At 81.1% G+C, this 1,044-nt stretch carries 1 protein-coding gene; it reads right to left on the reverse strand.

Features of this window, described 5'->3' with window-relative positions; genetic code table 11:
• A partial coding sequence (locus tag RKE29_RS30060; protein ID WP_312008868.1) for a hypothetical protein occupies window positions 1–1,012 on the reverse strand: 1,012 nt, incomplete at its 3' end.
• Window positions 1,013–1,044: the final 32 nt, after the last annotated feature.

The following is a 1,044-nucleotide window of genomic DNA, read 5'->3' on the forward strand; positions in this document are numbered from 1 at the left end:
CGCCCGAGCCGTCCGGGCGCGGCCCGGACGGCTCGGGCGGCCGCAGCCGCGCGAGGCCGCACGGCACCTGCCGGCTCGCGTACGGCAGCCGCAGCTCGCCGTCCGGCGTCCACAGGCCCGCGCCGGCCAGCCAGCCGAGCGGCGCGGGGAAGTGCCGCAGCATCCGCTCCGCGGGCCGCCACACGCCCACCCACGGCGCGCGGCCGGGCACGTCGAGCCGGAAGGCGACCGCGCACGCCTCCGGCGTGAGCACCTGCCCGGGCTGCACCGCGATCGGCGTCGCCCGCACGCCCGGCAGCCGCAGGCACTCGGGGAACCGCACCGGCCGCGTGGAGCCCAGCACACCCCAGCCCAGGCGCTCCTGGCCGGGCGCGTCGGAGCGCACCAGCAGCAGGCCGCTGTCCGGCGCGGCCAGCAGCAGCCGGTCGTCGCTGTCGTCGGTGATCTGGAGCAGCGGGCTGGTCTCCCCGCCGCGGGCCAGGTCGACCGCGACGGTCTTGGTGCGCCCGTCCAGCTCCCGGTCCAGGGCCAGCAGCCGGCCTGTACGGTCCAGCCAGCCGCCGCCGGAGCAGCGGCCGGGCACGTCGGCGACCCGCTCGGGCGCGCCGCCCACGGGGTCGATCCGCCACAGGGCGGTCGACCGCTCGCCGTGCGCCAGCGCGTACGCGCAGCCGCCTCCGGGGGCGGGCGGCAGCAGGGACACGGCGGAGCCGTCGACCGCGCCGAGGGGGCGCTCGCCGGTGCCGGAGCCCGCCGGGTACATCAGCGCCAGCAGGTGTCGGCCGGGCACGCGGCGGCGGATGAGCACCTGGCCGTCGGCCAGCGGCAGCACCTCGCAGTCCGGGCCCTCGGGCCGCACGCCGGGCAGCGGCACCGCGTACGGCTCGGGCCCGCCCAGCGTCCAGCGCTCCGGGAACCAGCCGCCCGTCGAGGCGCTGGGAGCCAGCCGCGCCCCGTACGAGCCGTCCCCGGCGACGGTCAGGGCCGGCCGCGGCCGGACCGCGACGGGCACCGGCCCGGGCGGCGCCCCCGCGCGCAGCGGCG

This window comes from Streptomyces sp. B1866 (genome assembly GCF_031932565.1).
GTDB lineage: Bacteria > Actinomycetota > Actinomycetes > Streptomycetales > Streptomycetaceae > Streptomyces.